Raw genomic sequence first — 16,322 nt, 5'->3', positions numbered from 1 at the left:
GTTTATCCTTTGCGATGTCCATAGACGCGGGGGCGCGTGTAGTAGTCGATCAGAGGAACCGTGATATTCGCCAACAGGACAGCAAAAGCAACGCCGTCCGGATAGCCGCCGAAGCTACGAATCAGCCACACTAATACCCCAGCCAGCGCGCCGAAAATTAAACGTCCACGGTTGGTCGTGGAGGCGGTAACCGGATCCGTCAAGATAAAAAATGCGCCCAGCATGGTGGCGCCTGACAGCAGATGAAGCTGCGGCGAGGCCAGCGTAGCGGGCGAGAAAAGCCAACCTAACGCGGCGCATAGCGCCAGCGTCAGTAGAAAACTGACCGGGATATGCCAGCGGATGGCTTTTTGCCACAGCAGGAATACGCCGCCGACAAGCCAGGCGAGGTTAATCCACTGCCAGCCCACGCCAGCCAGCGCGCCGCTGTATATCGGGTACTGCATGATTTGCTCAACGGAGTGCCCGGCGCGCAAGGACGTTTTAAACGTATCCAGCGGCGTCGCCTGGCTGATACCGTCAATACCAATACGTAGCAGTGTCATATCGCCGCCGCTGGCGGTATGCCCGGTAAAAATCATCCGCAACGTGTCCAGCATATCGGGCGTTGTTGCGGCTATTTCATAAGGCGGCAACCAGCTTGTCATTTGCACCGGAAAGGAAATTAATAGCACCACGTAGCCGATCATGGCCGGATTAAAGGGGTTTTGTCCCAGCCCGCCATATAACTGTTTAGCGATAATAATGGCGAATCCGGTTCCCAGCACGACCATCCACCAGGGCGCAAGCGGAGGGATGCTGACCGCCAGCAAAAGCCCCGTCAATAACGCGGAATAATCCTGCAGGTGACTGGCGACCGATTGTTTGCGCAGTCTAAGGACAATGGCTTCTGCGACGAGCGCCGTGATGGCAGCCAGAACGATCTGGAAAAGCGTTCCCCAACCAAAAAACCACGTCTGCGCGGCAATCCCCGGCAGAGCGGCGATTAATACCAGCAACATGATTCGCGATGTCTGGCGCTGGTTATGGGTATAAGGCGAGCTTGCGATTCTGAATACCATTTAGTCCTCGTTAACAACCTGCTGCTGTGCTGCTTTTTTTGCCTGAACGCGGGCGATAGCCGCAGCAACCGCGGCTTTACGCGGGTCTACCGGTTCGGCAGGTTCGCTTCCGGTCTGCTGCTCCTGCTTGCGGGCTTTGGCGCGGGCGATGGCCGCTTCCACCGCAGCTTTACGCGGATCGACCGGTTCGGCAGGTTCGCTTCCGGCCTGCTGCTCCTGCTTACGGGCTTTGGCGCGGGCGATAGCCGCTTCCACCGCGGCTTTGCGCGGATCGACCGCTTCGGCAGGTTCGCCTCCGGCCTGCTGCTCCTGCTTGCGGGCTTTGGCGCGGGCGATAGCCGCTTCCACCGCGGCTTTGCGCGGGTCGACCGGTTCGGCAGGTTCGCTTCCGGCCTGCTGCTCCTGCTTACGGGCTTTGGCGCGGGCGATGGCTGCCTCCACTGCAGCTTTACGCGGGTCGTCGCCGGGTATCGCGCTGTCAGCCATCGGATGAGCGGCTTGTTTAGCGCGCGCTTGCGCTTTACGCGCTTCACGGGCCGCGATGACGGCGCTATTGTCTGGCAGACTACCCGCCTGAATAACCACCGGTTGCGTGGCCTGCGCCTGTTTCTCTTTTACCCGCGCCAGCGCAGCGGCAATGGCATCCTGATCTTTTGCCGCTGGTTGTACCGCTGCGCTCTTATGACGTGCAAGGCGGGCGGCTTTTTCGCGCTCCAGTCTTGCCTGACGAGCCTCAAAACGTGCTTTGGCTTCGGCGGCGCGTTTTTCTTCAAGCCTGATCGCATTAATCTCCGCTTTTTCCTGACGGAAATATTGGACGAGCGGAATATTACTGGGGCAGACCCAGGCGCAGGCGCCGCATTCTATACAATCAGCAATATGGTGAGCGGTAGCCTTGTCATGCTGCTGCCCTTTGCTGAACCAATAAAGCTGCTGCGGTAAAAGGTCGGCAGGGCAAGCGTCAGCGCAAGCGCTGCAACGAATACAGCTTTTCTCTTCCTGAGGCGCTCCCATTTCAGTCACGGATGGCGCCAGCAGGCAGTTGGTGATTTTTACGACCGGTACGTCAAGCCAGGGAAGGGTGAATCCCATCAACGGGCCGCCCATGATGACCATCTGGTCAGCAGAAGGGCAGAACCCGGCATCGTTAAGCAAATGACGAACGGGAGTGCCGAGCCGCGCCCAGACGTTACCCGGGCGGCTTACCGCTTCACCCGTTAAGGTAACGACGCGTTCTGTGATCGGTTCGCCGTCAATCACGGCGCGTTTAACGGCATAAGCCGTACCGACGTTTTGCATCAGCACGCCAATATCAGAGGAGCGCCCGCCGTGGGGAACCTGTTTTCCCGTCAGTATTTGGGTAAGCTGTTTTGCGCCGCCGGAAGGGTATTTGGTTGGGATCACACGTAACGAAATATCGTGGGCGTCAGCCAGTACGGCGCGCAGCATGGAAATAGCCTGCGGTTTGTTATCTTCAATGCCGATTAATACCTCACGCGGTTGCAGAATATGCGCCAGGATGCGAACACCTTCCACAATCTGCGCGGCGCAGTCCTGCATCAGACGATCGTCCGCCGTAATGTAAGGTTCGCACTCTGCGGCATTGATAATAAGCGTGGTGATTTTATCGCCGCCGCCCTGCAATTTAACGCCGGTGGGAAACCCTGCGCCGCCAAGCCCGGCAACGCCATACTGATGAATGCGTTCAATGAGCGCTTCACGGTTGTGGGCGCGGTAATCAGACCAGCCCTCGCGTTCAATCCAGCGGTCCTCGCCGTCGGCATCAATGATGACGCTTAACTCCGCCAGCGCCGAAGGATGTGCCGTCGAGTGGGGGGCAATAGCGATAACCGTCCCGGAGGTGGGCGCGTGTACCGGCAGCATTCTCCCACGTCCACGGGTAAGCGCCTGGCCGCGTAGCACGCGATCGCCGACGCTAACGCACAGCTCGCCCTCAGCGCCAATGTGCTGTTTTAAAGGGATAACAAAGCGCGGCGCTAAAGGCACCTGGCGCAGCGGCGTGCCGTTTGACTGGGACTTCATTTCGGGCGGATGAATACCACCGTCGAAATCCCAGATTTTATCTTTTCTGAAAGCGGAAAATAGTTTAAGCATGTTGTTCCACGGGAATGATGCGAACGGGAATGGTGTTCAAATCCCATTTCCAACTGTCGGGCGTCTCATTCACCGGACGTAATTCGATGCAGTGCGTCGGACACGGATCGACGCACAGATTACAGCCAGTACAGAGATCGCTCATGACCGTGTGCATGGCGCGCGTTGCGCCAACGATGGCGTCAACCGGGCAGGCCTGAATGCATTTTGTGCAGCCAATGCAGTTATTTTCATCAATAACTGCCAGCATACGTACTGGCGCGGCCTGCTGTTCTTCACCATCGCATGGTTGCGGCTCTACGTTTAGCAGCTCTGCCATTTTCAGCATGACGGCTTCGCCGCCGGGCGCGCAACGATTGATTTTCTCGCCCTGGAGGCCCACGGCTTCGGCGTAGGGGCGACAGCCGGGATAGCCGCACTGACCACACTGGCTCTGCGGCAAAATCGCATCGATTTTTTCAACAACCGGATCATCTTCAACCGCGAATCGGCGGGAGGCATAACCCAGAATGGCGCCGAACACCAGGCCCAGAAGGGTCAGGGCGCCAACGGCAATCCAGATAGTATTCATTACAACTTCACCAAACCACTAAAGCCCATAAAGGCCAAAGACATTAACCCTGCGGTAATCAATGCTATCGCGTTACCACGAAAAGGGGCGGGCACATCCGCCACGGCAAGGCGTTCGCGGATGGCGGCAAACAGAACCATCACTAATGAAAAACCGACGGCGGCGGAAAATCCGTACAGCGCCGACTGAAGAAAGTGATGACCGAGATTAATATTCAGTAACGCTACGCCCAGAACCGCACAGTTAGTGGTAATCAGTGGTAAGAAGATGCCTAACAAGCGGTATAACGCCGGGCTGGTTTTCCGTACAACCATTTCGGTAAATTGCACGACCACAGCAATGACGAGGATAAAGGCCAGCGTCCGCAGATAAATCAGATCCAGCGGAATAAGTATCCAGGTGTCGATAAGCCAGGCGCATATCGACGCCAGCGTCATGACAAAGGTCGTCGCGAGGCCCATCCCCATGGCGGTTTCCAGTTTTTTGGATACGCCCATAAAGGGACAAAGGCCCAGGAATTTGACCAGTACAAAGTTATTGACCAGTACAGTTCCGACAAAGAGCAGCAGGTAATCAGTCATGTTTCGGCCTGAAATAAAAAAGCCGCCTATTATCTGTCAAACTACCACAGGCGACAACAGGTTAACTGTAGGGTTATTACGGATTAACAAACGTTGTTTTAACGCGAGCTGAACGTTTGAGATAAGGCACAATGAGCGCCGTCGCCAACAGTGGGAAGAGTAACTGACGCACGGCAAAGGCATCTGAGACGGGCGAAAAGGCAAATGCTTTAACCGCCAGTAACACCGACACCAGCAGCCAGATAATGTAATGCTTCGGCACGCAGCGTCTGCGTTTGAAGAATGCGATTGTCAACCACAGGGTATAGTACCACATGGCGATAGCGGTAATAAATGAAATGCCCCATAGCAGTAAATTACCGGTTTCCTGTCCGCTAAGCGTCTTGAACGTTTGCGGTGTGGCAAGCGCCATAACGTAGAGTAATAACGCCAGCGAGGCGCTCAACAACGCGACTAACAGCCAGGCTAACGGGCCAAGAAGCCAGCCTCCAATTCGTTGTGGCGGTGTTGTAGTCATATCTTCTCCGGGGTTACGCGCATTAACGGTCATGCCGCTCATTTTGGGGCAAATATTATAAGGTTTTTGATGTTAAACGCTACTTTCTTTATTGCACATAGCGCCAGACGGATTGCGGGACCTGACCTACATCAAACAGACGTCCTCCGGAAACCAGTTCGGCACGGCGGTGATCTGCAGCGCGATACATATTAACAATGTCCATGTCATCAGTAAGGGTATAGTTAAGGTGGTCGAACAGTTTTTCCAGACTTTCGAGCGAACTAATTTTGCGGAATTTTAATAGATAATCCTGAACAGTCATATAAAGTTGATCCATATTAAATATAATGCCAACGGAGTAGTCACTGATAAAAAATAAACAAAACCGCACCAGTGAGAGGTCAGGGGTGCAGGTAAAAAGGGAATATTCTTACCGGTAAAGAGTCAGGCGCCACATGGCGCCTGGGGCGAAAGGTTAACGCGCTTTCCTACAACAGGCAATAAACGTCAGACCAGATAGGACATACTTTCGTTTTTTTTGCCGGTTTTTGACTTTTCTTTGCCCCCCCCGGGGCGCCGCTTACCGTGCCACGCGAAAATGCCTTTACATTATCTGACGCTTACTTCTTCTGAACGGAAGCCGTGGGCTCTGGTGGTTGGTAATTGTCAATATGGTTGGCAATACCTAAAAGAATGACTGAGATAACGAGAACTATCCACCCAGTTAATTCAATAAGACGATTCATTATTGACGACATTTGCTTTGATTTATCCATAAACACAGAGGGTAAATGTTACTTTCCTGGCGAACGGTCGGCAAGAGGGAGGGAAACGTTTTCAGCCTCTGTTCTGTAACAAGTTAATCATTTGATGCTACGTTGATGGTCAGGACGCTATTGCGGCTAATCGCACGATGGTGTGGAATAGCGATATCTAAAACCGGAGGCAGTGAGATGAATGACAAAATCCGCGTTGGGTTAATCGGTTATGGCTACGCCAGTAAAACCTTTCATGCGCCCTTAATTATGGGAACGCCAGGGCTAGAGCTTGCGGCGGTATCCAGCAGCGATGAAACAAAAGTGAAAGCAGACTGGCCGGCGGTTTCCGTGGTCTCTGAGCCCCGACATTTATTTAACGATCCGCATATCGACCTGATCGTGATCCCGACGCCCAACGATACCCATTTCCCGCTGGCGAAAGCTGCGCTGGAAGCCGGTAAGCATGTGGTGGTTGATAAACCCTTTACCGTGACACTGTCACAGGCGCGAGAATTGGATGCGCTTGCGCGGAGCACTGGTCGGGTACTTTCCGTCTTCCACAACCGACGCTGGGACAGCGATTTTTTGACGCTGAAGGCCTTGCTGGCGGATGGCGTGCTCGGCGAGGTGTCCTTGTTTGAATCCCACTTTGATCGTTTCCGTCCCCAGGTGCGCGACCGCTGGCGCGAGCAAGGCGGGCCAGGAAGTGGTATCTGGTACGATCTGGCGCCGCACTTGTTGGATCAGGCCATTCAACTTTTTGGCCTGCCGGTCAGCATGACAGTGGATTTAGCGCAACTGCGTCCGGGCGCGCAATCTACAGATTATTTCCACGCGATTTTATCCTACCCCCAGCGCCGCGTGATTTTGCACGGTACGATGCTGGCCGCGGCGGAATCCGCGCGATACATCGTTCATGGTTCGCGCGGTAGCTATGTAAAATATGGCCTCGATCCCCAGGAAGAACGGTTAAAAAACGGCGAGCGTTTACCGCAGGAAGACTGGGGATACGACATGCGTGACGGTGTATTGACCCTGGTTGAGGGAGAGACGCGCAAAGAAGAAAACTGGCTTACGTTGCCGGGTAACTATCCGGCATATTATGCCGCCATCCGCGATGCGTTAAACGGTAACGGTGAAAATCCCGTGCCGGCAAGTCAGGCGATTCAAATTATGGAGTTGATTGAACTGGGCATGGAATCGGCAAAACATCGCGCGACGCTGTGTCTTGCCTGAGATGTCGCATTTCTCCGCCTGGGATAGCATTAAACCGCAGGCGGAGAGAGGGCGTTAGCATCAATAAAGCAATTTTACGCCGCGGCCACTTTTTCGCGCAGCGCACGTTTTTCGCCATCGCTCAGAAAGGCGATTTCCAGACCGTTAATCTGCGCCTGGCGAATCTGTTCGCGGCTCAATCCTGCTGCTGGCGCGGCGACGTGATATTCATGGATAATATCTACGCCCTGAACAGCCGGATCGTCCGTATTAAGACTGGCGAGAACGCCATGCTCAAGGAAGGTTTTGAGCGGATGATCTGCCAGCGATGCGACGGTACTGGTCTGAATATTCGAGGTCAGACAGGATTCAATACCGATACGCTGCTGTGCAAGAAAATCCATTAACGCGCGATCTTCGACAGCTTTTACGCCATGTCCGATACGTTCGGCCCCCAGTTCGCGAATCGCCTGCCAGATACTTTCCGGCCCTGCGGCTTCGCCAGCGTGAACGGTAATATGCCAGCCCGCATCGCGCGCCCGATTAAAGTGCGACAAAAACAGACTGCCGGGAAAGCCCAGCTCATCACCGGCTAAATCCAGCGCGGTGATTTTCTCTCTGTGCGCCAGCAGCGCATCAAGCTCCTGTAAACATGCCGCCTCGCCGAAGGTACGGCTCATAATGCCAATGAGTCGCGCCTCGACGCCAAACGTGTTACAGCCGTCGCGTACGCCGTCGATAACGGCTTCAACCACGCCTGCGATCGGTAACTGATGCGCCATCGCCATATAGCCGGGCGAAAAGCGAAGTTCGACGTAATGCAGGCCGTTACGTGCGGCATCTTCAATATTTTCAAAGGCCACACGGCGGCAGGCGTCAAGCGATGCCAGGACTTTTACCCCCCAATCGAGCTTCGTGAGAAAGCTTACTAAATCGGGTTCGGTTGAGGTGACCTGGACATGCGGAATCAGCGTTTCCAGCGTTTGGGCGGGAAGGGCGATGTTGAACTGCCGACCAAGATCCAGAATTGTTTGGGCGCGAATGTTGCCATCAAGGTGGCGGTGGATGTCAGTCAAAGGAAGCGTAATATCAATCATGGGCGCACTCAATTTTTAATAAAAGTGCGCACCATTATACTACAGATTGATAATGCTCTGGAAATTTTGCAAAAACGGAGTCATTACGTTGCAACTTCGCGAGAGCGCGGGAGAAATTTTGTATCATTCTCTTTAACGCGCCCCCGGTCAGCTCACCGGTGGCGTCTCTGTTATCGCATCTTAGGATAAAGGGTCAACCCCCCGCTTGTAGACGGTATCAGCGAACGGTGCGGATAGCGTTAATCAATCCGTTGACGCCTTTTTCAAGTTTCAGACGAGGGCATCCGGCATTCAGACGTACAAATCCCCGGCCTTCTGCGCCATAGGTATCGCCGGGCATAATGGCGACTTTCTCCTGATGAATGAGCGTGTGCTGTAATTTTTGATCGTCAATGCCGAGTGGACGGAGATCAATCCAGGCCAGATAGGTCGATGGCGGCGCTTGCCAGTTCAACGTCGGAAAGACGCCATTCAGCGCCTGCTCAATATAGCGCATATTAGCCGCCAGCGAGGCGCGTAACGCATCCAGCCACGGCGCGCCGTGCTGATACGCGGCAATATGCGCCGTGAGCGAGAGCACCGCTGGCGAAGAAGAGCGCAGGCCGACGCACAAGGAATTCCGGTCGTGTTTGCGTCACGTGCCAGCTATCTTGATGATGCGGATACCGTTCGGCCTGACAACATGCAGGCGGCGCAGCTCCTGACGGAGTACCTTATTCGTCAGGGCCATCAGCGCATCGCCTGGCTGGGTGGACAAAGCGCATCTTTAACCCGCGCGGAGCGCGTGGGCGGCTATTGCGCGACGTTGTTAAAATACGGTCTACCGTTTCACAGCGAGTGGGTCGTGGAATGCGCTTCCAGTCAGAAGCAGGCAGCAGAAAGCATTACCGCGCTGTTGCGATACAATCCGACCATTAGCGCTGTCGTTTGTTACAACGAAACCATTGCGATGGGGGCGTGGTTTGGCCTGCTGAGAGCCGGACGACAGAGTGGCGAGAGCGGTGTCGATCGTTATTTCGAGCAGCAGGTGTCGCTGGCGGCGTTTGCTGATGTGGCGGAGAACGCCCTCGACGACCTGCCGATTATCTGGGCCAGTACGCCGGCGCGAGAAATAGGCTATACCCTGGCCGAACGAATATTGCAGCGTATTGCTCACGACGAGCACCATGTGCGGAGTCAAACGATAGCCGCTCGCCTGGTAACGCAAAAGTAGAGGCTGCGCGTCGTTCGGCGCAGACCGGGTGCAGCGTCGCGACACCCGGCAAGGCGATTATTGTTGAGGCAGCGCCGGAACGTCCGGAACGGAAAGCGCCGGCATCCCAAACAGGCCGACAAAGTCTTCCAACGGCATTTTTTGTCCGTTGAGCGTGATCTGGCCATTGGCGTACTGCAAACTGGAGGCGATAGTATTATCCTTCAGCGTTGTCAGTCGGAACATCTGACCCATTGCGGACAGCCCCTGCACCTGCTGTTTTGCCAGTTTTTCCGCATCATCCTGCTGATAGCCTTCCAGTTTTGCTATCTGCGTCATAAACTCGACCGCCATGTCCATTGGAATTGCCAGTTTCGCATCCAGCGATTTCACGGAGCGGTCGACTTCCTGCGCCAGCGTTTGCGGTTGTGCCGTTGTGGTTGCCGGATCTTTGAGGAACAGCGACAGATTCAGCGTGGTTTCCCCTTTGGCGTTTTTCCAGCTAAGCGGCGCCAGGGTCAGTACCGGATCGCCTTTTAACAGCACGGGGAGAGCGCTAAAGAACGCTTCAGTGACTTTTTGCTGATAAAGCTCAGGATTCTGCGCCACGTCCGGCTGATTCAACAGCGCCTGCGTTTGCGCATGATATTGCTGACTAAACTGGTGCCAGGCTTCGCCGTCGATTTGACCGACTTTCAGCGTTAATTTACCGCTGCCCAAATCCTGATTCTGCACTTTCAGGCTGTTAAGCGAGTAATCCAACTGGCTGTTAATGGTTTTTCCGTCGTTGACGAGATCGGACTTGCCGGCAATTTCCATCCCTTCCAGCACCGCCATCTCTTTACCCTCAATGGCGATGGACAGTTTATCCAGCGTTAACTTTTGGTCGCCCACACGTTCGCCAAAGCTTGCCAGTTTACTGGTACCGTCGGTTTTCAAATTATTAAAGGTGAGTTGGACCTTCTGATTATATTCGTTAACGGCATCGACCAGGCCGCTCTGCGCTTCGCCTGACAGCGAAACCACATTACCGTCTTTATCGGCGTTAAGCTGGAACTCGCCGCCGCTAAAGGCGACCTTTTCACCGGCATTCTCGTAGTTTAACGGCTTGAGAGAGATATCGGAGCGGGTATCGCCGCCATAACCAATGCGGGTATTGATAACAAAGGGCGTGTCGCCTTTCGCGATATCAAAGAGGGGTTTTGCCGCATCGTTATTCACCAGGGTGGTTTTTACCGACGCCATAGAAGGGATCAGATTGAGCGTTTTGAGCTGGGCGAGCGGGAAGGGACCATGTGAAACGGACTCGTCCAGCACAATGCTTTGCCCGGGTTTCAACCAGGTAGTGTCTGCGCCGGCAACCGGTTTGACAACCAGTTGCAGATGGCTACTGAACACGCCACGCTGGTAGTTTTGATAACTTAATTCGACACCGGCCTCCGGCGCAGTACGCTTGAGCTGTTCATTGGCCTGAGTCACCATTTCTGAAAGATGGTTCTCCAGCTTTTTCCCCGTATACCAGGCGCCGCCTGTCCAGACGATGCCAAGTGCAATTACTACACCTGCAGCTACCAGTGTTTTTTTCATATCAATTGTCCATAAAAATGAAACCAGGCGGATTAAACCGCCTGGAGGAGTTTTACGTCTGTTATAAGCTTAGCAAGAGTTGTTAAAAAATTCAGTACGTTGCTACAGCTTGTTATAAACACGCGCTAAACGGCCCGTGCCGCTGGCGTTAACCGGAGACTCATCCGCGCCGATAAAGGCCGATTCACCCGGCTTCAGTACCAGACGCTGTTCATCTTTACGTAACACCGCCTCACCCTCAACGCAGAACAGAATCGCGGCGCTGTGTTGGCCGATGCTCGTCTCCTGAAGCGCCAGGTCGTGCAGTGAAAAAGCAAAATCGTCAACCGGAATTGGGAAGTCCAGCTCCGCGCCGCTTTTCACCGGGGCAGTCAGCAACTCGCTGGCAGGTTTAGGTTCGAACTTCACGTTCGCGACCAGTTCAGGGATGTCGATATATTTTGGCGTAAGGCCAGCGCGCAGAACATTATCGGAGTTCGCCATGACTTCCAGCGCAACGCCCTGCAGATAAGCATGAGGCGTTTCGGCAAACAGGAACATCGCCTCGCCGGGATTCAGTTTGACCACATTCAGCAACAAAGGAGAGAAAAGCCCGCTGTCGTCAGGATAACACTCTGAAATCACGCGGATCGTTTGCCACGGTTCGCCTTGCTGGCTGTTAAGCGCCGCTTTGAGTACGGCTAACGCGCGGGATTTTTCTTCGCCTTGCATATTCAACAGGCTGGCGAAAAGCTGGCTCAGACGTTCAGCATTCGGCGCCTGCAAAAAGTGGGCGATAGCGGAATGCGCGCCAGCGACAGGTTGCAGTAAAGAGACAATGTCAGAAAATTCGCGGAACGCGTTCATCGCCAGGAAAGGCGTCAGGGCAAAAACCAGCTCTGGTTTATGATTAGGATCTTTATAGTTCCGCTCTGCGGCATCCATGGGGATACCCGCCGCATTTTCTTTCGCGAAACCGATTTCGGAATTGCGCTTATTCGGGTGCACCTGAATAGAGAGCGGCTGCGCGGCGCACAGTACTTTAAACAGAAACGGCAGTTCGCCGAAACGGTTGGCTACCGCTTCGCCCAGCATGGCGGTTTTATTCTTTTCGATGGCGTCACGCAGGGAGACGGTTTCGCCGTTGGCGGTGGTGATTCGCGAGCTGCTTTTGGGATGCGCGCCCATCCAGAGTTCAGCCATTGGCTGCTGCTGCGGATTGGCGATGCCATAAAGTTCCGTTAACGCAGTTTTACTTCCCCAGGCATAGTTTTGCACTGAGTTAATGAGTTTTTGCATTATCAAGCCCTGTTTCAATGTGGAGATCAATGGGAGGTATTAAACCAAGAAACCCGCATGAAGTAACCTCCGCGCGTAAAAAGTCGTACTTGTCTCAGTTTTTGTTAAAAAATTGTGTAGGATAGTGTTACTCGCTTTGAGTCGGGCAATGGAACACCTGCCCATAGAATAACCATACCGAGCGGTAAGTGAGAGCACAATGTCAAACAAACCCTTCTTTTATCAAGACCCTTTTCCCCTCAAAAAGGACGATACCGAGTACTACTTGTTGACCAGCGAACATGTTTCCGTCGCCGAATTCGAAGGACAAGAGATCCTGAAAGTCGCGCCGGAAGCGCTAACGTTGTTGGCGCGTCAGGCCTTCCACGATGCGTCTTTTATGCTACGTCCCGCGCATCAGCAGCAGGTGGCGGATATTCTGCGCGATCCGCAGGCCAGTGAAAACGACAAATATGTCGCGCTGCAATTCCTGCGAAACTCCGATATCGCGGCCAAGGGCGTGTTGCCCACCTGCCAGGATACCGGTACGGCCATTATTGTCGGCAAAAAAGGCCAACGCGTCTGGACTGGTGGAGGTGATGAAGCGGCGCTGGCTCGCGGCGTATATAACACCTATATCGAAGATAACCTGCGCTATTCACAGAACGCGGCGCTGGATATGTACAAAGAGGTCAATACCGGTACTAACCTGCCGGCGCAGATCGATCTCTACAGCGTCGATGGCGATGAATATAAATTCCTCTGTATCGCTAAAGGCGGCGGATCGGCGAATAAAACCTACCTCTATCAGGAGACAAAAGCGCTTCTGACGCCGGGTAAGCTCAAAAATTATCTCGTTGATAAAATGCGTACGCTGGGTACCGCCGCCTGTCCGCCGTATCACATTGCGTTTGTCATTGGCGGCACCTCGGCGGAAGCGAACCTGAAGACCGTTAAGCTGGCCTCGGCAAAATACTATGATGCGCTACCGACCGAAGGCAATGAACACGGGCAGGCCTTCCGCGATATTGAGCTGGAAAAAGAATTGTTGCTTGAGGCGCAAAATCTTGGCTTAGGCGCGCAGTTCGGCGGCAAATATTTCGCTCACGATATTCGTGTCATCCGATTGCCGCGCCACGGGGCATCGTGTCCGGTAGGTATGGGCGTGTCCTGCTCCGCGGATCGAAACATTAAAGCGAAGATCAACCGGGAAGGGATCTGGATCGAGAAGCTGGAGCGCAATCCCGGTAAATATATTCCTGAGGCGCTGCGCCAGGCGGGAGAGGGCGAGGCGGTGCGCGTTGATCTTAACCGTCCCATGAGCGAGATACTGCAACAACTGTCGCAGTATCCGGTATCAACGCGCCTGTCGCTGAACGGCACGATTATTGTGGGCCGCGACATCGCGCACGCTAAACTGAAAGAACGGATGGACAGAGGCGAAGGTTTGCCGCAGTACATCAAAGAGCATCCTATCTATTATGCGGGGCCGGCAAAAACGCCGGAAGGGTACGCCTCCGGGTCGCTTGGGCCGACTACCGCAGGACGGATGGACTCTTATGTTGATCAGCTCCAGTCGCAGGGCGGCAGTATGATCATGCTGGCGAAAGGCAACCGCAGCCAGCAGGTGACCGATGCCTGTAAGAAACATGGCGGCTTCTACCTGGGCAGTATCGGCGGCCCGGCAGCCGTTCTGGCGCAGGGCAGTATCAAGCGCCTGGAGTGCGTGGAATATCCTGAACTGGGTATGGAGGCTATCTGGAAAATTGAAGTGGAGGATTTTCCGGCCTTTATTCTGGTGGATGATAAAGGTAACGATTTCTTCCAGCAGATTCAGTCATCGCAGTGCGCGCGCTGCGTTAAGTAATGTCGCCGCCCTGCGGGGCGGTAACATGATTCGCTATTTTGCCGGAGAACGGCGCAAGCGCCTTATCCGGTCTACACCGTTGTGTTGTTATCGTTAATACTCATAAGACCGCAAACATGTGAGCAATGTCGACACATGATCTCATCAACTTGAGTAAGGAGCAGGTAATGGTAACGGTACGCCGCGAGAAAGATTCAATGGGCGCGATTGAAGTCCCGGCAGATAAACTGTGGGGGGCGCAGACTCAACGTTCGCTGGAGCATTTTCGGATTTCCACGGAGAAAATGCCCGTCTCGCTCATTCACGCTCTGGCGTTGACCAAGCGCGCCGCTGCGAAGGTCAACCAGGACTTAGGGTTGTTGGCGGCGGAAAAAGCCAGCGCGATTATCCAGGCGGCTGATGAAGTGCTGGCGGGAAAACATGCTGATGAGTTTCCGCTGGCGATTTGGCAGACCGGGTCCGGTACGCAAAGCAACATGAATATGAATGAGGTGTTAGCGAACCGCGCCAGTGAAATTTTGGGCGGCGTTCGCGGTATGGAGCGCAAGGTGCATCCCAATGATGACGTCAATAAGAGTCAAAGCTCAAACGATGTGTTCCCAACCGCCATGCACGTGGCGGCGTTACTGGCGTTACGCGAACACCTCATCCCGCAATTATCCGCATTAACGGATACGCTTCGCGATAAATCCCACGCTTTCGCCGATATTGTCAAAATTGGCCGTACTCACCTGCAGGACGCGACGCCGCTCACCTTAGGCCAGGAGATTTCCGGTTGGGTAGCCATGCTGGAACATAACCTCAGACACATTGAGCACAGTTTACCGCACGTCGCGGAACTGGCGCTCGGCGGAACCGCAGTAGGGACAGGGCTTAATACCCACCCGGAATATGCCCGGCGCGTGGCCGAGGAACTGGCGACGATTACCGCGGCGCCGTTTGTTACCGCCCCGAATAAATTCGAAGCGCTGGCGACCTGTGACGCGTTGGTACAGGCGCATGGCGCATTAAAAGGGCTGGCGGCCTCGCTGATGAAAATCGCCAACGATGTTCGCTGGCTGGCGTCCGGCCCGCGCTGCGGCATTGGCGAGATTGCTATCCCGGAGAATGAGCCAGGCAGTTCCATTATGCCTGGTAAAGTGAACCCGACCCAGTGTGAAGCGGTAACGATGCTATGTTGCCAGGTAATGGGTAACGATGTGGCCATCAATATGGGGGGCGCATCGGGCAACTTTGAGCTCAACGTCTATCGTCCGATGGTTATTCATAATTTTCTGCAAACGGTGCGCCTGTTGGCCGATGGCATGGCGAGTTTCAATCAACACTGTGCATCAGGAATCGAGCCAAACCGCGAGCGTATTACGCAGTTGCTGAATGAGTCGCTGATGCTGGTCACAGCGCTCAATACGCACATCGGTTACGATAAAGCGGCGGAGATTGCGAAGAAGGCGCATAAAGAAGGGCTGACGCTCAAAGCCTCAGCCGTGGCATTAGGATACCTTAGCGACGAGGAGTTCGACGCCTGGGTACGTCCGGAGTTAATGGTTGGCAGTATGACGCCGGGACGTTAATCCGCCACATACAGGTGCAGTCGCGGAATAATCAGTCGCAGCGGTTGCGCCTGTGGTTTAAAACGGTGCTGAATATTATCGGCGTCATAGTTTTCCAGCCCGCCAATATCCGGCACGCCAGCGCCGTTGTCCGTGTTGATTAATGCGATAATCGGCGTGGGGCAGGCGTGTTGCACCTGTTTCTGCTGGCCTTTATACCAGATGCGGGCGATCGGCTGTACTTTAACCGGACGCTTAATCTTGAGTCGGGCCTGCTGCGGTAAGGCAGCGATATCCTGATATTCCCGTTCCAGCTTGAATTGCCATTGTTCGCGCGTCCACGGCGGGACGCTGCGCGGCGACGCGAGGCTTTTTTTCAACTGGCTCAGAACCTCATCCCGGCTTAAATTTTTAATAATATGTTTATTTGCCCAGCCGAAACGTATGGTGGCGGGGTTATTGATAAGCGTCAGCGTGCGGTAAGCGTTCAGCGTAATTAAGCCGGGTAGATGCCGATGCACCCACTCAAAACGCGCCGCTGAGGGAAGACCGGACTCTACCGTAACCATCTGCTCGAAGGTGGTTTTCAACTGGTTAATGCGCTGTATCTGATTTTCCAGATCTAACTGTGTCGCATTATCCACTTGATAGCATAAGACGCCAGGCAGGCGGACGGCGGCTTTACTGCTGCGGTTTTCGGACTGCTGTTGAATAAACAAATGGCGATAGTGATGTAGCGCCAGCGTTTCGGCCTCTTTCCCCAGATGTTGCGTTACCTCGATAGTATCCAGCGGCGCATGTTCCGCCTCTTTGGTCACCTGCGGCAGTGAAAAGACACGGGCGATAAGTAGCGAATGCTGCTGTAGATTATCCGTCAGCGTCGCCAGGTGTTGTTCTATCTGGCGAAAAGTGCCATTCAGGCGTTCAACGAGATCGTAGCGGGACATGGTATCACTCACTTTAGTTACAACA

At 54.2% G+C, this 16,322-nt stretch carries 14 protein-coding genes and 2 pseudogenes; 4 read left to right on the top strand and 12 right to left on the bottom strand.

The window, feature by feature from the left end:
- Positions 1-2 precede the first annotated feature (2 nt).
- The 7 genes from rsxD to blr all read right to left on the bottom strand — a co-directional run bounded on the left by rsxD (position 3) and on the right by blr (position 5,573).
- Positions 3-1,061, bottom strand: a complete 1,059-nt coding sequence (gene rsxD, locus ABVM99_RS01595) for an electron transport complex subunit RsxD (RefSeq protein ID WP_000231889.1) — start codon at positions 1,059-1,061, stop codon at positions 3-5.
- Positions 1,062-3,176 carry an electron transport complex subunit RsxC gene (rsxC, locus tag ABVM99_RS01590; protein WP_052938194.1) on the bottom strand — a complete coding sequence of 705 codons (2,115 nt, stop codon included), beginning with the start codon at positions 3,174-3,176 and terminating at the stop codon, positions 1,062-1,064. It abuts the gene before it with no gap.
- Positions 3,169-3,747 (bottom strand): electron transport complex subunit RsxB, encoded by a 579-nt coding sequence (rsxB, locus tag ABVM99_RS01585; protein WP_001092600.1) that lies wholly within the window; start codon positions 3,745-3,747, stop codon positions 3,169-3,171. The genes rsxC and rsxB overlap by 8 nt, the downstream gene beginning before the upstream one ends.
- Complete coding sequence (rsxA, locus tag ABVM99_RS01580) at positions 3,747-4,328, bottom strand: electron transport complex subunit RsxA (protein WP_000133179.1); 582 nt, start codon at positions 4,326-4,328, stop codon at positions 3,747-3,749. The genes rsxB and rsxA overlap by 1 nt, the downstream gene beginning before the upstream one ends.
- A 76-nt stretch (positions 4,329-4,404) precedes the next feature.
- Positions 4,405-4,845 (bottom strand): DUF2569 domain-containing protein, encoded by a 441-nt coding sequence (locus ABVM99_RS01575; protein ID WP_000214061.1) that lies wholly within the window; start codon positions 4,843-4,845, stop codon positions 4,405-4,407.
- Positions 4,846-4,933: 88 nt separating this feature from the next.
- Entirely contained in the window at positions 4,934-5,149 is a 216-nt protein-coding gene (gene ydgT / locus ABVM99_RS01570; RefSeq protein WP_000217946.1) for a transcription modulator YdgT, read from the bottom strand.
- Positions 5,150-5,447: 298 nt separating this feature from the next.
- Entirely contained in the window at positions 5,448-5,573 is a 126-nt protein-coding gene (gene blr / locus ABVM99_RS01565; RefSeq protein WP_001708800.1) for a division septum protein Blr, read from the bottom strand.
- A gap of 207 nt (positions 5,574-5,780) precedes the next feature.
- On the opposite strand from blr, the gene ABVM99_RS01560 reads away from it, so the two are divergent.
- Positions 5,781-6,821 carry an oxidoreductase gene (locus tag ABVM99_RS01560; RefSeq protein ID WP_000998242.1) on the top strand — a complete coding sequence of 347 codons (1,041 nt, stop codon included), beginning with the start codon at positions 5,781-5,783 and terminating at the stop codon, positions 6,819-6,821.
- 74 nt (positions 6,822-6,895) lie between these two features.
- Here the strand turns inward: ABVM99_RS01560 and add are convergent, their stop codons facing one another.
- Positions 6,896-7,897 (bottom strand): adenosine deaminase, encoded by a 1,002-nt coding sequence (gene add, locus ABVM99_RS01555; RefSeq protein ID WP_000565565.1) that lies wholly within the window; start codon positions 7,895-7,897, stop codon positions 6,896-6,898.
- Positions 7,898-8,114: 217 nt separating this feature from the next.
- Positions 8,115-8,489 (bottom strand): annotated as a pseudogene (locus ABVM99_RS01550) (aminotransferase class I/II-fold pyridoxal phosphate-dependent enzyme); the annotation flags it as partial.
- A gap of 18 nt (positions 8,490-8,507) precedes the next feature.
- Between ABVM99_RS01550 and malI the strand changes: the two are divergent.
- A pseudogene (malI, locus tag ABVM99_RS01545) lies at positions 8,508-9,110 on the top strand (Mal regulon transcriptional regulator MalI); the annotation flags it as partial.
- Positions 9,111-9,167: 57 nt separating this feature from the next.
- Here malI and ABVM99_RS01540 read toward each other — a convergent pair.
- Together ABVM99_RS01540 and manA are read right to left on the bottom strand one after the other, a co-directional pair.
- On the bottom strand, positions 9,168-10,676 hold the full coding sequence (locus ABVM99_RS01540; protein ID WP_000753341.1) for a YdgA family protein: 1,509 nt from the start codon (positions 10,674-10,676) through the stop codon (positions 9,168-9,170).
- A 102-nt stretch (positions 10,677-10,778) separates the two neighbouring features.
- Positions 10,779-11,954, bottom strand: a complete 1,176-nt coding sequence (gene manA, locus ABVM99_RS01535; protein WP_023195798.1) for a mannose-6-phosphate isomerase — start codon at positions 11,952-11,954, stop codon at positions 10,779-10,781.
- 199 nt (positions 11,955-12,153) lie between these two features.
- On the opposite strand from manA, the gene fumB reads away from it, so the two are divergent.
- Both fumB and fumC read left to right on the top strand, forming a co-directional pair.
- On the top strand, positions 12,154-13,800 hold the full coding sequence (gene fumB / locus ABVM99_RS01530) for a class I fumarate hydratase (protein WP_023195799.1): 1,647 nt from the start codon (positions 12,154-12,156) through the stop codon (positions 13,798-13,800).
- A gap of 167 nt (positions 13,801-13,967) precedes the next feature.
- Positions 13,968-15,371 (top strand): class II fumarate hydratase, encoded by a 1,404-nt coding sequence (gene fumC / locus ABVM99_RS01525; RefSeq protein WP_000259117.1) that lies wholly within the window; start codon positions 13,968-13,970, stop codon positions 15,369-15,371.
- Here fumC and tus read toward each other — a convergent pair.
- Positions 15,368-16,297 (bottom strand): DNA replication terminus site-binding protein, encoded by a 930-nt coding sequence (gene tus / locus ABVM99_RS01520; protein WP_023195801.1) that lies wholly within the window; start codon positions 16,295-16,297, stop codon positions 15,368-15,370. The two genes, fumC and tus, sit on opposite strands and share 4 nt — an antisense overlap.
- Between the last annotated feature and the right edge of the window lie 25 nt (positions 16,298-16,322).

Origin of the sequence: Salmonella sp. SJTUF15591, assembly GCF_043356435.1 — a bacterium.
Classification (GTDB): Bacteria; Pseudomonadota; Gammaproteobacteria; order Enterobacterales; family Enterobacteriaceae; genus Salmonella; species Salmonella enterica.
This window is presented reverse-complemented; position numbering and strand designations above follow the sequence as displayed.

Excerpts from the sequence above, each read along its gene's own strand:
- rsxD (WP_000231889.1), bottom strand. The coding sequence starts at position 1,061 with ATGGTATTCAGAATCGCAAGCTCGCCTTATACCCATAACCAGCGCCAG.
- rsxC (WP_052938194.1), bottom strand. The coding sequence starts at position 3,176 with ATGCTTAAACTATTTTCCGCTTTCAGAAAAGATAAAATCTGGGATTTC.
- rsxB (WP_001092600.1), bottom strand. The coding sequence starts at position 3,747 with ATGAATACTATCTGGATTGCCGTTGGCGCCCTGACCCTTCTGGGCCTG.
- rsxA (WP_000133179.1), bottom strand. The coding sequence starts at position 4,328 with ATGACTGATTACCTGCTGCTCTTTGTCGGAACTGTACTGGTCAATAAC.
- ABVM99_RS01575 (WP_000214061.1), bottom strand. The coding sequence starts at position 4,845 with ATGACTACAACACCGCCACAACGAATTGGAGGCTGGCTTCTTGGCCCG.
- ydgT (WP_000217946.1), bottom strand. The coding sequence starts at position 5,149 with ATGACTGTTCAGGATTATCTATTAAAATTCCGCAAAATTAGTTCGCTC.
- blr (WP_001708800.1), bottom strand. The coding sequence starts at position 5,573 with ATGAATCGTCTTATTGAATTAACTGGGTGGATAGTTCTCGTTATCTCA.
- ABVM99_RS01560 (WP_000998242.1), top strand. The coding sequence starts at position 5,781 with ATGAATGACAAAATCCGCGTTGGGTTAATCGGTTATGGCTACGCCAGT.
- add (WP_000565565.1), bottom strand. The coding sequence starts at position 7,897 with ATGATTGATATTACGCTTCCTTTGACTGACATCCACCGCCACCTTGAT.
- ABVM99_RS01540 (WP_000753341.1), bottom strand. The coding sequence starts at position 10,676 with ATGAAAAAAACACTGGTAGCTGCAGGTGTAGTAATTGCACTTGGCATC.
- manA (WP_023195798.1), bottom strand. The coding sequence starts at position 11,954 with ATGCAAAAACTCATTAACTCAGTGCAAAACTATGCCTGGGGAAGTAAA.
- fumB (WP_023195799.1), top strand. The coding sequence starts at position 12,154 with ATGTCAAACAAACCCTTCTTTTATCAAGACCCTTTTCCCCTCAAAAAG.
- fumC (WP_000259117.1), top strand. The coding sequence starts at position 13,968 with ATGGTAACGGTACGCCGCGAGAAAGATTCAATGGGCGCGATTGAAGTC.
- tus (WP_023195801.1), bottom strand. The coding sequence starts at position 16,297 with ATGTCCCGCTACGATCTCGTTGAACGCCTGAATGGCACTTTTCGCCAG.